General features: G+C 59.3%; 12 protein-coding genes. All 12 read left to right on the forward strand.

Translation table 11 applies throughout. From position 1 onward, the window contains the following. Positions 1-142: 142 nt before the first annotated feature. Positions 143-2,359: a type I secretion system permease/ATPase gene (locus tag HMPREF0178_RS00435; RefSeq protein ID WP_009367932.1), complete on the forward strand. Its 2,217-nt coding sequence runs from the start codon at positions 143-145 to the stop codon at positions 2,357-2,359. Positions 2,360-2,369: 10 nt separating this feature from the next. Further along, a complete protein-coding gene (locus HMPREF0178_RS00440; protein WP_009367933.1) occupies positions 2,370-3,746 on the forward strand; it encodes an HlyD family type I secretion periplasmic adaptor subunit in 1,377 nt (458 codons plus the stop codon). Continuing rightward, positions 3,747-4,589 (forward strand): transglutaminase-like cysteine peptidase, encoded by an 843-nt coding sequence (locus HMPREF0178_RS00445; protein WP_009367934.1) that lies wholly within the window; start codon positions 3,747-3,749, stop codon positions 4,587-4,589. A 73-nt stretch (positions 4,590-4,662) separates the two neighbouring features. Continuing rightward, positions 4,663-6,747 carry an HD domain-containing phosphohydrolase gene (locus HMPREF0178_RS00450; protein ID WP_009367935.1) on the forward strand — a complete coding sequence of 695 codons (2,085 nt, stop codon included), beginning with the start codon at positions 4,663-4,665 and terminating at the stop codon, positions 6,745-6,747. Between the two features lie 25 nt (positions 6,748-6,772). Then, positions 6,773-7,990, forward strand: coding sequence for a glycosyltransferase (locus HMPREF0178_RS00455; RefSeq protein ID WP_009367936.1), 1,218 nt, complete (start codon positions 6,773-6,775; stop codon positions 7,988-7,990). A gap of 1,216 nt (positions 7,991-9,206) precedes the next feature. Continuing rightward, positions 9,207-9,950, forward strand: coding sequence for a helix-turn-helix domain-containing protein (locus HMPREF0178_RS00460; protein ID WP_009367937.1), 744 nt, complete (start codon positions 9,207-9,209; stop codon positions 9,948-9,950). Then, on the forward strand, positions 9,943-10,647 hold the full coding sequence (locus tag HMPREF0178_RS00465) for a pirin family protein (RefSeq protein ID WP_009367938.1): 705 nt from the start codon (positions 9,943-9,945) through the stop codon (positions 10,645-10,647). Before HMPREF0178_RS00460 ends, HMPREF0178_RS00465 begins: the two co-directional genes overlap by 8 nt. A gap of 57 nt (positions 10,648-10,704) precedes the next feature. After that, positions 10,705-11,682, forward strand: a complete 978-nt coding sequence (locus HMPREF0178_RS00470) for a TAXI family TRAP transporter solute-binding subunit (protein WP_009367939.1) — start codon at positions 10,705-10,707, stop codon at positions 11,680-11,682. A 69-nt stretch (positions 11,683-11,751) separates the two neighbouring features. Continuing rightward, the gene (locus tag HMPREF0178_RS00475; RefSeq protein WP_009367940.1) at positions 11,752-13,674 is read left to right on the forward strand and encodes a TRAP transporter permease; all 1,923 of its coding nucleotides are present in this window, start codon (positions 11,752-11,754) and stop codon (positions 13,672-13,674) included. Between the two features lie 36 nt (positions 13,675-13,710). Next, positions 13,711-14,751 (forward strand): ornithine cyclodeaminase family protein, encoded by a 1,041-nt coding sequence (locus HMPREF0178_RS00480; protein ID WP_009367941.1) that lies wholly within the window; start codon positions 13,711-13,713, stop codon positions 14,749-14,751. Between the two features lie 48 nt (positions 14,752-14,799). Continuing rightward, complete coding sequence (locus HMPREF0178_RS00485; protein WP_009367942.1) at positions 14,800-16,257, forward strand: lyase family protein; 1,458 nt, start codon at positions 14,800-14,802, stop codon at positions 16,255-16,257. 40 nt (positions 16,258-16,297) lie between these two features. After that, positions 16,298-17,449 (forward strand): lyase family protein (locus HMPREF0178_RS00490; RefSeq protein WP_009367943.1); only part of this gene is annotated, 1,152 nt, incomplete at its 3' end.

A 17,449-nucleotide genomic window follows, 5' to 3' on the forward strand; every position in this document is an offset into this window, starting at 1 on the left:
GCAACGTGGTTGTAGGCGCGTACAGACTGTATGCCCTCACGGGTATGCTGCTTCCCGAACTGGGCATCAAGGAAGATCCGCTTTATGAATCGCCCAGAAATCAGCAGGAAAAGCGCTAGTTTCCTGCGTTGAGAGTGCCCGCATGGCTGATGTGATGCAACCCCCGAAGGGGGGAGAGCCCGATACGCCGGAACAGAAGAAGCCTGTCCCGCTGGTCAACGACGGTTTATCGCCTTCGGACGTGGATTTCATTCCGCCGCTGGTGCACAGTTTGGTTACGTTGCTGCGGCTTCGCGGCAAGTCCGTTTCCACGGCGTTTCTGATGGCGGGGTTGGCCGGGACGGGGCGTGTCTCTCCCGGGGCCTGCCTGCACGCGGCAAAGCGTGCGGGGCTTGAGGGGAAGATCGTTTACCGGAAGAGCCTTCAGGATATATCCACGCTGGTGCTTCCGTGTATCCTCCTGTTGTCCCGTGACCGCTCGTGCGTCCTGACGTCCCTGGATGACGGCAAGGCGGAAGTGATTTTCCCGGAAACGGGGGAGGGCGTGCAGCCCGTCCCCCTTCAGATGCTGGCGGACGAGTACACGGGATACGCCATTTTCGCCACGCGCGAAGCCCGGCTTGACCAGCGGGCCGACCGCATCCGGCTCCTCAAGGGGAAGCGCTGGTTCTGGGACGTCCTGCTCTACTACATGCCGATTTACCGGCATGTGGCCTTCGCCAGCGTGGTCATCAACCTGATCGGCGTCATCAGCCCCCTGTTCGTGATGAACGTGTACGACCGCGTAATTCCCAACAACGCGGTGGATACGCTCTGGGTGTTGGCCATAGGCATCCTGATAGCCTACCTTTTCGATTTTCTGCTGCGCAACCTGCGCAGTTACTTCGTCGACGTGGCGGGCCGCAACGCGGACGTCGTGCTTTCCAGCCGTCTGGTGCAGAAAGTGCTGACCATGCGGCTGGACGCCAAGCCCGAATCGACCGGCGCGCTGGTCAACAACCTGCGCGAATTCGAGTCGTTGCGCGAATTTTTCAGCTCCTCGACGCTTCTGGCGTTCATCGACCTGCCGTTCCTTGTGGTGGCTTTGCTCCTGCTGGGATATATCGGCGGCCCGCTGGTGATTCTGCCGCTGTGCGCCATTCCCGTGCTCATCATTACGGGCATCGTGCTGCAGGAGGCCGGCAAGCGCACGGCGGAGCAGGGCTATAAGCAGAACATGCAGAAGAACGCGCTGCTTGTCGAGCTGGTCAACGGGCTGGAAACCCTCAAGGCGTGCATGGCCGAAAGCCGGATGCTGCACCTCTGGGAACAGGTGGTCGGAGTTTCGGCCAAAGCCGGCAGCGTGGCCAAAAAATACAACAACCTCGCCATCACCATTTCCACGCTGGTCACGCAGGCCGTGTCCGTGGGGATGGTCATCTGGGGCGTCTATCGGATCGCCGACGGCACCATGACGATGGGCGGGCTCATCGGCTCGAACATTCTGGTGGGCCGGGCAATGGCCCCGCTGATGCAGATCGCAAGCCTCCTCACCCGCCTGCAGAATTCCCGCATGTCCCTGCAGGCGCTCGATCTGCTGATGCAGCTTCCCTCCGAAGGCCAGAACGACAACGAGTATGTGGAGTTCGGCAAGCTGGACGCCTCGTTCTCGTTTGAGGATCTGGCGTTTGCCTACCCCGGCGCCGAACGTCTGGCCCTCACGGACATTTCCGTGTTCATCAAGCCCGGCGAGAAGGTCGGCGTCGTCGGGCGGATGGGGTCCGGCAAGTCCACGCTCGGCAAGATGCTGATCGGGCTGTACCAGCCCCGGGACGGCGCCGTGAAATTCGGCGGCGTGGACATCAGGCAGCTTGCCGAAGCGGATCTCCGGGGCAGGGTCGGTTTCCTGCCGCAGGACGTGGTGCTCTTTTACGGCACGATCCGGGATAACATCGCGCTCGGCGATCCCACCATCAACGACCAGATGATCCTGCGGGCGTCCACGCTGGCGGGCGTGACGGAGTTCATCCGTTCCAACCCGGCCGGGTTCGGGGCGCAGGTCGGCGAGCGGGGCATGTCCCTGTCCGGCGGCCAGCGCCAGGCCGTGGCACTGGCCCGCGCGCTGGTGCGGGACCCGGACATCCTGATCCTCGACGAGCCGACCAGCAACATGGACAATGCGTCCGAGCAGATGATCAAAAACCGCCTCAAAGCGGTGATGGGCAACAAGACGCTGGTCCTGATCACGCACCGGCTGAGCATGTTGGAACTCGTGGACAGGCTCATCGTTATGGAAGGTGGGCGTATCATTGCGGATGGTCCGAAGAACGAAGTGTTGCGCCGCCTGCGCGAGCAGCCCGCGCCCCGGACCGAACAGTAAGGATTGAGTCATGCCGCAGCAACCTGAAAAACCGCAACAGCCTCAACTCCCAAACGATACCCGCAATCAGGCCATCGGTTCGGAGGAGCTCCCCTACGTCAACGAGGTGGAAGCCGCACTGGCGCGCAAGCCGCGCCTCGGGGCGCGCTTCCTTTCATTGGCTGTCGGCCTCTTTTTCCTCATTTTGGGCATCTGGGCGAACTTTGCCGAAATCGATGAGGTGACCCACGCCAACGGGCAGGTCATCTCGTCGCAGCGAACGCAGATCATCCAGAACCTTGAAGGCGGTATCCTGGGGGCCGTCCTGGTCGGTGAAGGGGAAATCGTTGAAAAGGGCACGCCGCTTGCGCAGCTCGACAACAAACTTGCCGAGAGCCAATACCGCGACGCCCAGAACAGGATCTTGGAGAACGAGCTTTCGATCATCCGCCTTGACGCCGAGCTGAAAGGCGAATCGCCCGCCTTCCCGGAAGATCTGTCGGTTTCGCACCCGCAGGCCATCGCTGACCAGATGGCCATCTTCCATGCCCGCGAACAGCAGCAGAACGCCGAAATGGGCCTGCTGCAATCGCAGTATGAGCAGCGCTCGCGCGAAGTCGAAGAGCTGACCGGCAGGAAACGCCAGACCGAACGCAGCCTTGCGCTTGCCGTTGAACAGCGGAACATCGCCGCGCCGCTGATGCAGCGCAAGATTTATTCCCGCGTCGACTACCTGGGGCTTGAGCAGAAGGTCGTGTCGCTGCAAGGGGATATCGAATCGCTGGCGTCTTCCATCCCCAAGGCGCAGGCCGCCGCCGAAGAGGCGAAGCAGCGTTTGACGTTGCGCAAGGCGGAAATGGAAGCGGAAATCAACGCCGAAATCAGCAAGCGCCGCACGGAACTCAATTCGTTGAAGGAAACCCTTGCCGCCGGCGGCGACCGGGTGACGCGGACGGAATTGAAATCCCCCGTCCGGGGTACCGTCAAGCAGATTTACATCAACACGGTGGGCGGCGTCGTCAAACCCGGCGAAGCAATCATGGAAATTGTGCCGCTTGACGATACTCTGTTGGTCGAGGCCCGGGTCCGTCCCGCGGACGTGGCCTTCCTCCATCCGGGGCAGAAGGCGATGGTCAAGATTTCCGCGTACGATTTTTCCATCTACGGGGGGCTTGAGGCCGATCTTGAGCAGATCAGCGCCGATACGATTGAGGACAAGCGCGGCGAGTTCTTCTATCTGGTCAAGGTCCGCACGCATAAGAACGCCATTTCGTACCGCAAGGAGCAGTTGCCGATCATCCCCGGCATGGTGACGACCGTGGATATCCTGACGGGCAAGAAGACGGTTCTCGACTATATTTTGAAGCCGATTTTGAAGGCCCGGCAGAACGCCTTGCGGGAAAGGTAAATGATCCGCTGGAGGTGGCTTCGTGTCCTCGCGGGCCTGCTTGCAGTAAGTGTTTTCGTCGGATTGCCGTATCCCGGCGCGTTTGCTTCGGATGATGACGACGAAATACTCCTCAAGCGGAGTTCCGTCGGTTCGCTTCTGTCGAACCGGAACAAGGCGGAGGGTGCCCGGGTTGCGGCGCCGTCCGACCCGCCTCCAGCCGTAACCCCGGCCGAGCCCGCGCGGGAACCGGAGGCGCAGGCGGCCCCGGCTGGAAAGCGGGGAGAGGGCGGCCCCATACGGCTGTTCGGGACGCTGGAGATGAGGAGCAAGATAGGGAACATGCCGAAATGGACATCCGTTCTGGAAAAGGAGCGGAAGAATCCGGGATACGTGGCTAACCGGCAGTTCCCCGGTCAGGGAACATGGAAGGACATCAAGGCGAAGCTGTCGGGCCTGCCCCCGCTTGAGCAGGTGAAGGCCGTGAACGTGTTGATCAACAGATGGCCTTACCGCACCGATATGGATGTATGGGGCGTCATGGACTATTGGGAGACGCCCGCGGAGTTCTTTCAGAAGTCGGGCGACTGTGAGGACTTCGCCATCGCCAAGTATTTCGCGTTGCGCGACCTGGGCTTTCCCGCTTCCCAGATGCGGATTGTCGTGCTGAAGGATACGCTTCGCAACCTCGACCATGCCGTCACCGCCGTCTACCTGGACGGGGACGCATGGATACTCGACAATTTGAGCAACGCGGTCTTGTCGCACAAACGGCTTTCGCATTATCGGCCGCAATTTTCAGTGAACGAGGAGTATCGGTGGGCGCATTTGACGCCTTCCGCTCCTAAAAAGACGGGCCGTTAGCCCGTCGGGCTCCGGCTGGAACGTGTAGTGAACGACCATGCAGACGAGTGGAACGGATAAAGAGAGGGGCGTTATGGAACAAGTCATTCCCCAGTCTAAGGTGGGAAACAAGTCCGCGGCGTACAGGCGCATGGGCTGGTTTATGGCCGTTATTCTTGTGCTTGTGCTGTGCGCTGCGGGCAGTCTGGCATGGTTCAACATCAATATGGCGGAAACGTCCCTCAAACAGGATGTGGAGCGCCGTCTGCAATTTACGGCTCAGAACAAGGCCAACGCGCTTTCGCTTTGGTTCAACTCCATGCAGAATCAGGCCAACCGGCTGATCAGCGCGGATCTTTTCCGACTGTTCGCCTCGGAAGTCAACGGGCTGGGCAATGATCTCTCCCCGCTCCTGAAAGCCTCCGGGGACAGTCCCTCCGGGAACGACGACCTGTCGCAGCTGGCCTCCCAGCTTCCGCTTATGAAGAACCTTTTGCAGGAGTTCATTTCCTATTCCGGCTTCCTGCACGCCCGTATCACCAATGCGGACGCCCAGACGTACCTTTCCACGGACGTCACGCCCCCGGCGCTCTCGCTGGAACAGCAGCAGGGCATCCGGCAGACGGTCGAGTCGGGCAAGTTGAGCATCCTGCCCGTGCGCAAGACCAGCAATGGGCTGGTCCTTGATTTGGTCGTTCCCATCTTCGCCCCCCAGTATGTTGAAAACCGCTCGGAAAAGCCGGTGGCTACGCTCCTGCTGTCTCTGATGGTTTCTTCCCGCCTCGGTGAAACGATTGATACGGCGAAGGGCGAGAGTTCGTTCGGCGTTACCCACGTTTTCCAGATCGTCGGAACCAAGCTGCAAGATCTTCTGCCCCTGTCCGCGGATATCCAGAATTTGCCCGACTGGCAGCTGGGGCAGAACGACAGCCTGCCGTTCGGGATCCGGGGAGGGGAGGCCGGCTCGCCTGATGAAGTATACAGCATCGGCGTAAAGGTTCCCGAGCTGCCGTGGCTGGTCGTGCAGGAAGTGCCGGAGGCCGCCGCGCTCAAGCCCTTCCTGGCGCAGCGCAATGCGATCGTCATATGGGCGGTCATTGCGGTCGTGGTCGTGCTGCTGGCCCTGCTGGCCGTCTGGTGGTGGCTCGTGGGGCGCAACGCCCGGAATGTGAGCGCCGAACTGCTCCAGTTGTATCAGATTTCCAATCAGCAGAAGCAGCTCCTCGACGGCATCAACAGCGCGCTTGTGGACGGCATCGTCCTGACCGACAAGGGCGGCATGGTCCAGTATGCCAACCAGGCGTTCGCGCGTATGGTTGGGCGTTCCGACGAAGAGCTTGTGGGCATGGATTGCGCGGCGATTTTTGGCTATGACACCGCCTTGCGGCTGTATAAGCAGCTGGACGTGGCCATCCAAAGCGAGCAGTCTTTCATGTTCAAGGACGTGATGTGGCTGCAGTCGAAGAAGTACCACTATCAGATCACGTGCTCGCCGTACCGCAACGAAAGCGGCGTGATCACCGGTACGGTTTCGGTGTTCCGCGACATCACGCAGCTTGTCGATGCGCAGGAGCGTAACCAGCGTATGGTCCGGCAGACCATCGCCGCGTTCATGCACGCCATCGAGGCCGTCGACCCGTATTTGGGCGGCCAGTCCTCGTATATGGCGAACCTGGGCGGCGATTTGGTCAAGACCCTCGGCCTCAGCGAGGAAGACGAGAGCACCGTCCGCACGGCTGCCAGCCTGTCGCAGATCGGCAAGATGCAGCTGCCCCGCGAACTGCTGACCAAGCCCGGCGCCTTCACGCCGGAAGAGCGTCAGGCTATGGAGCGGCATGTGGAATATGCCCGGGAAACCTTGAAGAACATCAACTTCGAACTGCCCGTCGTGGAAGCCATTTCCCAGATGAACGAGTTTATGGACGGTTCCGGGTATCCTGAAAAGCTGCACGGGGACGAGATCGGCATTTACGGCCGCATCCTGTCGGTTGCGAACACGTTCTGCGCACTGATCCGGCCCCGCTCGTATCGTAACGCCAAGTCCGTGGACGTGGCCCTGAACATTCTGGAATCCGAATCGGCTAAGTATGATCAACATGTTGTGCACGCGTTGCGTGAATACTTGAAGACGCCTGCGGGGGAAAAGTTCGTCAGAAGCCTTGCTGACGAAAACGCCTAACGAGACAAAGGGACCGGTGTGGGCTATGCGCATCCTTTTTCTGCATCATACGTTTCCGGGGCCGTTTCGGCAGTTGGCGGCGCGCTTGGGCGGGCTTCCCGGCAATGAAATCGTGTTCCTTTCGGAGCGGAGCAGGCGGGATGTGTGGCTTCCCGGCGTTCGGAACCTGACGGTTTCCGGCGTCCAGCCGGTTATGGCGAAGGACAGGGCAGAGCGGGAATTGATGCAGATGATGCGCTACGGTTCACGTTTTGCCAATGCGCTGTTGAAGCTGCAACAGAGCGGCTTTGAACCGGATATCGTCTACGCCCATCCCCGATGGGGATGCAGTTTTTTCGCGCAGGATATTTTCCCTCAGGCGTTCCATGCCGTGTATGCGGAATGGTATTATACAAAAGGGGCCAATTACACCTTTTTTACGCAAGGGGCGGCCCGACCCGCCGTGGAGTTTGCCCAGAGCCGCGTCCGTAACCTCTGCCAGCTCAATGCCCTTGCGGAATGCGATCTGGCGGTCACGGCCACGAGCTGGCAAAAAAAGCAGTACCCGCAGCAGATTGCAAAGGATATCCACGTGATCCACGAGGGCGTGGACACGGATTTCTTTTCCCCGAAGCCCGAGCGCTTCCGTATCGAGGGATGTGATCTTTCCACCGTCAAGGAACTGGTGACGTTTTCGGGCCGGGGGCTGGAACCTTTTCGTGGTTTCCCCCAGTTTTACAGGAGCTTGCCCCGGTTGCTCGCGGCGCGTCCCGAGTGCCATGTATTGATCATGGCGTCGGAGCGGCAGGGGAGCGATGAGACCGTTTCGCTGGAGCGCCTGCGGGAAGAGGTGCCTGTCGATTCCCGCCGTGTCCATTTCGTGGGGTTCCGTCCTTACGAGGACTATCGGCTGTTGCTGCGGGCTTCCACGGTGCATGTGTATTTTACGGCACCGTTCGCGCTTTCGGCGGGGCTGTTCGAATCCATGAGCTGTGGCTGCCTGCTGGTCAGTTCGGATACGGAACCTGTCCGGGAAGTGGTCAGGCACGGCGAAAACGGGTTCCTGTGTGACTTCTGGGATCACGACATGCTTGCCGACATGACGGCGGAACTGTTGGCCCGCTCGGATGCCATGGGCCCGGTGAGAGCGGCTGCCCGCCAGAGCATTGTGGAGGAATACAACCTGAAAGTGCAGATCCCGCGCCACATGGACTTGCTCCTGTCGGCGTATGCCGACTGGAAAAAAGCTCGGCAGACATCGTAGATAAGGAAGGCTCCCCCATAACGGAGCCTTTTTTGTAGCTTTTGCGGGGAAAGACATATTGGAGGGCATTTCAAAATGTTTCTAAGAAGAATCTAATGCATCTAGTTTGGTTGAATAAAGCCAAGGTGTACCCAGAAACGTTCAAAACGGGTCACCAAACGCCGAAAATTATCTGCTTCTTAATTTCCCCTCTGTTTCATACAGTTGCTTTGTTTTCAGGCCGATGTCGTTCGCGAGCTTTATCGCCAAATTGGAATATGTTGAAGGAACGGGTAGGGGCTTTTCAAATGTCTCCATTAGTTCTCCCGAGCGCATCGGCAACGCGAGCAAGCGTCAAGATGTGGCATCCTGAATGCCCTCGTTGGATTGGGCTTTACTGAGAGTACACGTGGATATGCCTGTAGTGGCCTTAAGAAAGACACCAAAACATCAGTGGATCGCCAACAAGCTCTTGAAGAGGGGCACGGCATGACCCCGCTCTCCAGCCTCTAAATCTGGATGTGTGGTTATACGCTCGGCATCGTGGCGATGCCCATCAGGGACATGGGAATGCAGGAGAAGCCCCCGACCGGAAGGAAGGGGGCTCTCTCATGGGCAGGATAGGATTCCTTACGCAGTTCGCCGTGGTATCGATGTGTAATTGCTCAAAAATGAAGCAAGGATGTGTCTCGTCATCTCCTTTTCGGGGGAATTTTGTACCATTCGGTATGGATGGGATGCCACGATTCGCTCACACACTCTTTTGGCACATACCCATCCCATTTTTGCCTATCTCTTATCCACCACATCATTTCTGTTAAGAAAACATATAGATGCCATCCGGATGACGGATTTCGCCGCGTTTTCGGAAGCCCTCGGCGTGTTGACAGGCGGCTTTGATTCTGTTCACCTTTATTTTAGGTAACATACTATAAACAAAGATATTTTTAATAGATAACCGTATATTCATAGCTCTGTGAAAGCATGTGTAGCCCGTAGTATGTCGATATTTCGACTCCTGCGGGCTCTCTGTACACAAAAATGCACATGAAAGCATTTTTTGTGTATTTTTTGTAACTTCAAAAAGATTTTTTAAGGAGAAAAAACGATGCTCTAACCAATATAATGAAATGAAATCTATTCACTTTTTATTTTGAGTCAAAGAGATGAAGAACATTTTACTCTACGTTGACAGAAAAGGAACCATTTTCCATACACTCAAAACAAAGAGGGAACTATGTCTTTTGGAAAGCGGCTTAAATCTCTTTTGGCAAAAAAGCGTCAATCTCAAATGGATTTCGCTTTGCGTCTGGGTATAACCCGCTCCCGGCTCTGCAACTATATCAATGACAGGAGCGAGCCGGACTATGCGACGCTTTGCACTATAGCCGAAGCGCTACAGGTGAGCGTGGACTATCTTCTTGGCCGCAATGGGATACAGGATTCCGATTTTCAGGGAAGCAGAATCTTCTCGGACTTCATTATAGGACGGGAAAAACCCGCTTCGGAGGGGATGACGGTTTGGATTCCCCTGTATCTCTCCCGTTCAGAGACGCTGGAGGAACCTCCGGTCCCCTCCGGGTGGCTGCGCGAAACGAGTTCATTCGTTCAGACTGGAGAATTCCGCCAGCCCTACGCCATCATCGTCGGTGACGACAGCATGGCCCCGGAAATCATGCCCGGTGACATTGCCTATATTCAGCCGTGTTTCATCTACCATCCGTTCATGGAACAGAACTTGGGCAGGGATCTGTTTGGCGTGCGTCTTGATGCGGGCGATGCCGTGGGTACGTCCCTGAAGCGGTGCTGCGTCCAGAGCAACCTGCTCATCTTTTATTCGAACAATGTGAAATACTCCCCGGTCATTCTGGACATGAACAAAATCCTTTTTGTCCCGCTGATCGGCAAGGTCGTCTCCATCTGGAGGAGCTATCTGGACAGCGACATGCTGGAGCGCATTCGGGAGGCCGACGATGATTGATGTCATTCCCCTATCCGCATGTCATACGGAACAGTACGGCACCATCAGCGTGACGAGCCTTCTGTCTTTCAACAACTACTTCGATCCCCGCAATGCCGCGTTCGGTTCTCTGCTCGTGTTCAATGACTACCGGGTTCCCCCGGCGGCCGGGTTCAAGATGCATCCTCACCATAACTGCGAGCAGCTTTTCTTCGTCGTCGAGGGGACGCAGAAGTGCGTAGATACCCTGAACAATTCGCTTGTGCTCAAGCCTGTGACCGTGCAGCGCGTTACGGCCGGAACCGGCTATGCCCGGGAAACGGCCAACTACGGCAACTCCATGCTGCGTTTCATGAGCGTGCGCTTTCAGCCCCGTTGCCTGCACACCCATCCCTATCACGAAATGAGGACGTTTTCGCCTTCGCTCATGGCGGATCATCTCCTCAATGTCGTCTCCGGCAGGGCAGAGTCGCCCTCGAAGGGCCTTCCGCTTCCCTTCGATGTGGATGCCGACGTCTATCTTACCTCTCTGGAGCAGACGCCGCTTGAGCATTTCGTTCCCGCTGGCTCCAAGACGTTCATCTATGTGGTCAGCGGCCGCATCCGCATGGATCGGCAAATCCTCCAATCCGGCGATCACGTGCGGGTCTCCGGGCCCGAAACGGTGTCTCTGGCCGCCGCCCCCAGGGCGTGGCTCATAGTCATAGACATGCGCTGATCCGGCGTTCCGGTTCGGTGTTTCGTGCAGGGAACAGTTTAACCGAGGAGTAGGGTTATGTTCAGAACGTTTTGGAAATTCGTGGGCGTCGCCGTTATGGCTCTGGCCGTTTCCGCTCCGGTCTCTCACGCCAAGCAGCGTCTGCTTATGGGCACGTCCACCGGAGGGGGCTCCTATTACGTTCTCGGGGGCACGTGGAGCAACGCGCTGAACGGCAGGCTCGGCGACAAGGTGGATCTCTCCATCGAAGTGACCGGCGGTCCTGAAACGAACATCATGCTCATCGAAAACAAGGAAATGGACCTCGGCATGGTGACGGCGTGGCAGGCTGGGGACATGTACAATGGCAAGGGAAAAGTTCCTCAGAAATTCCAGGCCATGCGCTCCTTCATTCCGTTGTACCCCAGCTACCTCCAGATTTATGCCTTGGCGGACTCCGGCCTCAAGACCATCCATGATATCGACGGCAAGCATGTAGCCTCTTCTTCCGCCGGTTCGAGCAGTTTCCTCGCCGCGCGGGCGATCATCGAAACCCTTGGCCTGAAGCCCGCCAAGGTCAGCGGGATGCCCGCCAGCCAGCAGCTCAATACCCTGCGTGACGGCCAGACGCAGGCGTCCTTTTCCGTTATGGGCGTCCCCGCTCCCGTCATCATGGAAATGGAAGCATCCAACGAGATCAATCTGCTGACCATGACGCAGGAAGACTTCAGCAAGCTGCTCGAGGCTTATCCCTACTGGACGCAGGGCGTTATCCCCAAGGGCACCTACAAGGCCGCCAAAGAGGATATCCACGTCATTTCCTTGTGGAACTTCGCCGTGGCCCATAAGGATCTCCCTGAAGAGCTCGTCTACGACATGACCAAGGCTACCTTTGAAGTGTTGCCTCAGCTCGCCAACGCGGTGAAGGACATGGCCAAAACCAAGCCCGAGGACATCCTGTACAGCAGCGTGCCTCTCCATAAGGGCGCCATCAAGTACTACCGTGAAATCGGCCTGACCATTCCCGACAAGCTGATTCCCGCCGAAGCGAAGTAAGGCACTGTTGCCGCACCGGGACGGCCGCCCGCCCCGGTGCTTGCCCCAAGACTCTTTTTGGAGACAGCCATGAGCACCACGGATCTGCCCGATGACGACACTCTGGAAACGTTGAGCGAGGAGGGGTACACATCCCGGAAACCGACCGGAGCCCTCAAATATCTGTATTATGCCATCGGCCTCGGCATGGCCGCCTTCCACATCTGGTTCCTGGGGTACAGCTCAATGGAGCCTTGGGCGCTCTATTATTCCCACATCTGCTTCGGAGTTGTGCTGGCCTATTTCCTGTACCCCTTTTCCCGGCGCTCCAACAAGAGGATGCCCACGCTGGGCGACTGGGCCTGCATGTTGCTGGCGGCGTCGGCGTGCATCTATTTCATCCTTGAGCTGGATACGATCATCTACCGCGTCGGCGTGGCTCCCACCAGCCTCGACCTGTTCTTTTCCACGATTATCGTCGTCCTGATCCTCGAGATGACCCGGCGCACCAACGGCTGGATTCTTCCCGCCATCGCCATCTTTTTCCTCGCCTATGCGCTGCTCGGAAAATACCTTCCCTATAGCCTTGGCGGGCACCGGGGCTACAGCTTCGCGCGTGTTTTCAGCTACATCACCGGAATGGACGGTATGTTGTCCACACCGCTGGCGACGTCGGCCTCGTTCGTATTCCTCTTTTTCCTGTTCAGCGCGTTCCTCGCCAGCACCGGGGCAGGGCAGTTCTTCATCGACATAGCCATGGCCGTTGCCGGCGGCAAGCGCGGCGGGCCGGCCAAGGTGGCCGTCATCGGCAGTGCCCTGTTCGGTACGATTTCCGGCAACTCGGCGGCCAACGTGGTGGCCTCCGGGACGTTCACCATCCCCATGATGATCAAGGTCGGCTACTCGCCGCGATTCGCCTCCGCCGTGGAAGCCGTGGCCTCCACGGGCGGGCAGATGACGCCTCCCATCCTCGGGGCGGCGGCGTTCATCATCGCCGAGCTGACGGGCACCCCGTATCTCGACGTAGCCCTCGCCACGGTCATCCCGGCGATCCTCTATTTCGTCTCGATCTTCTACATGATCGACCTTGAAGCCTATAAAGAAGGGCTGCACGGCTACGCCAAGGACGAGCTGCCCGACGCCCGCAAGGTGCTGTTGGAGAGGGGGCATCTGGTCATCCCGATCTTTGTGTTGATCTTCGTGCTCATCGGCTTGAACGCCTCGGTCATCAAGGCGGCCATCTGGGCCATCTATTCCACGATTCTCTGCACGTTCCTGCGTAAGAGCACCCGGCTCACGCCCGAGCAGTTTGTGGCGGGTTTCGCGGACGGGGCCAAGCAGGCCGTGGGGCTTATCGCCGCCTGTGCCACCGCGGGCATCATCATCGGCGTCCTGAACCTCACCGGTACGGGCCTGAAGTTCGCCAGCGGGATCATCGCGCTCTCCGGCGGTATCCTGCCCGTAGCCCTCATCCTGACCATGGGGTCGTCGCTGATCCTCGGCATGGGCCTGCCGACCGCCGCGGCCTATCTCATTTGCGCCGCGGTCATCGTTCCCGCATTGACCGGGCTCGGTGTACCCGCCCTTACCGGGCATCTGTTCATTTTCTATTTCGCCTGCCTGTCCGCGATCACGCCGCCCGTTGCGCTCGCGGCGTTCACAGCAGCCTCGCTCGGCAAGACGAAGCCGATGGGCGTGGCCCTGACCGCCGTGCGCCTCGGCATCGTGGCCTTCATCGTCCCGTTCATGTTCGTGTACGCGCCGTCGCTGCTCTGGCAGGGCAGCCTTCCCGAAATCATGGGCACGCTTGCAACCTCGCTTTGCGGGGTTTTCTTCCTCGGCTCGGCGCTTCAGGGCGCGTTCAGGGATCGCGTGCTCAACATGGGGCAGCGGGGGTTGTTTCTGCTCGGTTCGCTGGCTCTCATCCAACCGGGCCTTGTTACGGATCTCATCGGCGTCGGCCTTGTGGCTTGCGCACTCCTCTGGCAGTGGCTCGGGTCCCGTCGCGGGTAACCCTCACCCTTCTTTCAAGTAATCGGAGAAACGACAATGGCTGACACTTCGCATTCCCTGCTGTTCCTTTCCCAGCGTGAAGTCATCGAAGCGGGCGTCCTGAACATGGAGCAGGCCGTGCCGCTCATGGAAAAAGTCTATGGGCTTCACTGGCGCGGGGAAACCGTGCTTCCGAGCAAGGGGGTCATCCGCTGGGGCGGCGTGGAAACGGAATGGGAAAAGGGCCGCATCAACGCCTTGCCCGGCTGGATAGGAGGGGACATCCGCACTGGGGGCATCAAGTGGATCGCCGTCTCCCCCGAAAGCGTCCGCGCGCCGGGTATGCCCAAAGTGGCGGCGCTGGTGATCATCAACGATCCCGTCACGCTCTACCCGGTGGCGATCATGGACGGCGTGCTTCTGAGCGCCATCCGCACCGGGGCCAACATGGGTGCGGCGGCCCTGCATCTCGCCAAGGAGGATACCCGGACGATCGCCATCGTAGGCGGCGGGTTCCAGGGACGGACGCAGCTCATGGCGCTGCTCGTGGCCCGCCCGCAGACGAGGGAAATCCGCATCTACGATGTGAATCGCGCGCAGGCCGAGAACTTCGCCCGGCATATGGAAAAACGCACGGGCAGGAAGATTGCCGTCTGCTCTACGGTCGACGAAACCGTCAAGGGCGCGGACATCGTCGTGACCGCCACGGGAAGCACCGAGCCTCTGCTGCTGCGGAGCCATCTGGAGCCGGGGATGCTTTACATCCACGTGGGCGGCAACGAATGCGAGTACGAGGTCATTTCAGCGGCGGACAAGCGGTATGTCGACGATTGGGAACAGATCAAGCACCGCGATGTGTCGAGCCTCGCGCACATGTTTTTCGCCGGAAAACTCAAGGATGAGGACATCACCGCCGAGATCGGGGCTGTGGTCGTCGGCGACCGCCCCGGCCGGGAATCGGACGACGAGATCATTTACGTGAACACCGTCGGCCTCGGCGTGCAGGATGTGGCCCTCGGTTCCCTTCTCCTTGCCAACGCGCGGGAAAAGGGCCTCGGGACCACCGTCAAGATGTGGGACGAACCTTTTGTGCTCTAATGTGCAGGGGGTGTCCCCTTCATTCCCTTTCAGCAGGATACCAAGCCCATGCGTATAGAAAAAGATGCCCTTGGCGAAATGCCGTTGCCGGACGGGGCGTATTACGGCATTCAGGCGTTCCGTTCCCTCTCGAATTTCGATGTGACGGACAAAACCTTCAACGACTATCCCGCCGTGGTTCGCGCGCTGGCGGAAATCAAGAAGGCCTGCGCGCTGGCGAACCGGGACATCGGCGCGCTCGGCGCAGATAAGGCAGGCGCCATTGTCCGCGCCTGCGACGACATCCTTAAAGGCCGGATGGAAGGGCAGTTTCCCGTCAACATCTGGCGCGGCGGCGGCACTTCCATCAACATGAACCTCAACGAGGTCATCGCCAACAGGGCCAACGAACTGCTCACGGGGCACAAGGGATACGAGCAGGTCCATCCCAATACGCACGTCAACATGTGCCAGTCCTCCAACGACGTCTACCCCACGGCGGAGAACATCGTTCTGTACCGCGAGACGGGCCGCGCGCTGGAAGGCGTGGCTGCGCTCGAAAACAGCTTCGCCCGCAAGTCCAAAGAGTTCGGAGGCGTGGTGCGTCTGGGGCGGACCTGCCTGCAGGACGGCGTGCCCATGACGCTCGGCCAGGTGTTCGCCGGGTTCCACGGGGTCATCCGCCGCAGCCGGGAACGCCTTGAAACCTTGCGCGAGGACTTCCGCGTCGGCGTGCTCGGCGGTACGGTCATCGGAACGGGGCTCGGCGTGCTGCCCGGCTATGTGGAGGCCGTCTATCCGCACCTGAGCGCCATTGTCGGCTTCGAAATGCACTTGCCGGATACGCCGGAGGGGAGCCCCGTCTCCGATGCCGGGCTGTTCGACGCCATGCAGAATGCCGACGGCCTTCTCACATTGTCAGGCGCGCTCAAGGTACTCGCCTGTTCCGCCGGAAAGATCGCCAACGATTTCCGCCTGCTGTCCTCTGGTCCCCGGTCGGGCTTCGGTGAAATCCGCCTGCCTGCCGTGGCCCCCGGTTCTTCCATCATGCCCGGCAAGATCAATCCCTTCATGTGCGACCTTGTCGTCCAGATCATGCATCAGGTGGCGGCAAACGACTGGGCGATCACTATGAACGCCTCCGCAAGCGATCTCGATCTGGCCAGCAACGCCACGGTCAGCTTCTTCGCCTTGTTGCAGTCTCTGGAAATGATCGGCAACGGCTTCGCCCTGTTCAGCGAAAAGTGCGTTGAGGGCATTGTCGCCAACGAGGCGGTGTGCCGCCGTTACGCCGAGGAATCCACATCTCTCGCCGCCATCGTCAGCACGTTGTATGGCTATGAAACCGGAAGCCGCATCGCCGGGATAGCCTACAGGGAGGGCATCACCTGCAAGGAAGCGGCCCTTCGCGAAAAACTCATCCCCGCGGATGCGGCGGAGGAGCTTTTCGACGTGGAAGCGCTCGCACACCGTGCCGGGAGCGTTGCCCTGCTGAAAAAGTATGGCGGGATGCGCTCCATCGGCTGACGGAGCCTCAACGATTATTTGCCACTTGAGGAGAACGTTCATGCGTAAGGAAACCGACGCGCTCGGTGAAATGCTGTTGCCCGATGAAGTCTATTACGGCATTCAGACGGAACGTAACCGCCAATGTCTTGCCATCACTGACGATCCGCTGGAAGCTTATCCGGCCTTCATCAAGGCCGTCGCCCAAGTGAAGAAGGCGTGCGCCCTGACCAATAAGGAAATCGGCGCGCTCGATGCGGGCAAGGCGGATGCCATCATGCGGGCCTGCGACGAAATGGCGGACGGAGCCTTCAATGCCGATTTTCCCCTGTGTATTTTCCGGGGATCGGGTACCCCCTTCAATATGGCCGCCAACGAAGTGCTGGCAAACCGGGCCAATGAGATTCTTACCGGATACAAGGGCTCCGATCAGGTTCATCCCAATACCCACGTCAACATGTGCCAGTCCTCCAACGACGTGGTGCCGACCGCCAAGGGGATCGCTATCCATAATGAAGTGGGCCGGGTTCTCAAGGCCGCTGCGCACCTTGAGGCGGCTCTGGACGCCAAGGCCGCAGAGTTCGCCGATGTGGTCAAGATGGGACGTACCTGTTTGCAGGATGCCGTACCGATCACGCTGGGGCAAGAATTTTCCGGTTATGCTGCGGGAATACGTCGGAATCGGCTGTTGCTGGAGAGGGAACGGGCACGCTGGTCCACCGGCGTGCTCGGCGCCACTGCCGTGGGTACGGGCATGGGATGTATGCCCGGCTTCTCGGAGCATATCTACAAGAATCTTTCAGCCGTCTGCGGGCGTGAGATTCGCCGTGACGCCAATCTGTTCGACGGCCTTCAGGCTTCCGACTCCTTCATCATCCTGCACGCGCACCTGCAAGCTCTCGCCACCGTGGCGGCGAAGGCGGCCCTCGATATCCGCCTGATGGGTTCCGGGCCGCGCGCGGGATTCGGGGACATCGTCATCCCCGCAGTGCAGCCCGGTTCTTCCATCATGCCCGGCAAGATCAATCCGGTCATGACGGAAGTGATGATTCTGGCCTGCCACCGCGTAGCGGGGAATCAGGCGGGCGTGGGCTTCGGAGCCTTCTCCGGAGAACTGGACCTCGGCGCCTCCTCCGCCGTGCCGATCCGCAGTATCCTCAACAGTATCGACATCCTGAGCCGCAGCATGGTGCTCTTCGCGGACAAGTGTGTG

This window comes from Bilophila sp. 4_1_30 (assembly GCF_000224655.1).
Lineage (GTDB): Bacteria > Desulfobacterota > Desulfovibrionia > Desulfovibrionales > Desulfovibrionaceae > Bilophila > Bilophila wadsworthia.

Coding starts and splice junctions, on each gene's coding strand:
- HMPREF0178_RS00480 (WP_009367941.1), top strand. CDS start 13,711: ATGGCTGACACTTCGCATTCCCTGCTGTTCCTTTCCCAGCGTGAAGTC.
- HMPREF0178_RS00435 (WP_009367932.1), top strand. CDS start 143: ATGGCTGATGTGATGCAACCCCCGAAGGGGGGAGAGCCCGATACGCCG.
- HMPREF0178_RS00460 (WP_009367937.1), top strand. CDS start 9,207: ATGTCTTTTGGAAAGCGGCTTAAATCTCTTTTGGCAAAAAAGCGTCAA.
- HMPREF0178_RS00465 (WP_009367938.1), top strand. CDS start 9,943: ATGATTGATGTCATTCCCCTATCCGCATGTCATACGGAACAGTACGGC.
- HMPREF0178_RS00445 (WP_009367934.1), top strand. CDS start 3,747: ATGATCCGCTGGAGGTGGCTTCGTGTCCTCGCGGGCCTGCTTGCAGTA.
- HMPREF0178_RS00475 (WP_009367940.1), top strand. CDS start 11,752: ATGAGCACCACGGATCTGCCCGATGACGACACTCTGGAAACGTTGAGC.
- HMPREF0178_RS00470 (WP_009367939.1), top strand. CDS start 10,705: ATGTTCAGAACGTTTTGGAAATTCGTGGGCGTCGCCGTTATGGCTCTG.
- HMPREF0178_RS00450 (WP_009367935.1), top strand. CDS start 4,663: ATGGAACAAGTCATTCCCCAGTCTAAGGTGGGAAACAAGTCCGCGGCG.
- HMPREF0178_RS00440 (WP_009367933.1), top strand. CDS start 2,370: ATGCCGCAGCAACCTGAAAAACCGCAACAGCCTCAACTCCCAAACGAT.
- HMPREF0178_RS00455 (WP_009367936.1), top strand. CDS start 6,773: ATGCGCATCCTTTTTCTGCATCATACGTTTCCGGGGCCGTTTCGGCAG.
- HMPREF0178_RS00485 (WP_009367942.1), top strand. CDS start 14,800: ATGCGTATAGAAAAAGATGCCCTTGGCGAAATGCCGTTGCCGGACGGG.